General features: G+C 47.7%; 1 protein-coding gene. It reads right to left on the minus strand.

Features of this window, described 5'->3' with window-relative positions; genetic code table 11:
• A partial coding sequence (locus tag F0L46_RS27945) for a hypothetical protein (protein WP_497850435.1) occupies window positions 1-255 on the minus strand: 255 nt, incomplete at its 3' end.
• Window positions 256-285: the final 30 nt, after the last annotated feature.

The raw sequence follows: 285 nt of genomic DNA on the forward strand, positions 1-285 counted from the left end.
CTTGGTTTTTGTTTCTTTGTTTTTGTCGTCGCTAGTTTCGGGTGCTACTGGAATGTCATCTTTAGCTGTAGTCGCAGAGTCATCAGCCGACTTAGCTTCAGCTTTCGGCGCATCAGGTGAAATGTCAGCAGGCTTGTCCTCATCTACAGGATTGTCTGCTAACTTAGGAGCATCGGCTGCTTCAGGAGTCTTAATTTCAGGAACTGCAGCAGCATCGCTTTCTACAGTAGGAGCCAAGTCGATCTTCTTCACCATGTTGGGAATGATGGCAGCTGAGTCAGCAGA

It is taken from the genome of Salinarimonas soli (assembly GCF_008386575.1).
Lineage (GTDB): Bacteria > Pseudomonadota > Alphaproteobacteria > Rhizobiales > Beijerinckiaceae > Salinarimonas_A > Salinarimonas_A soli.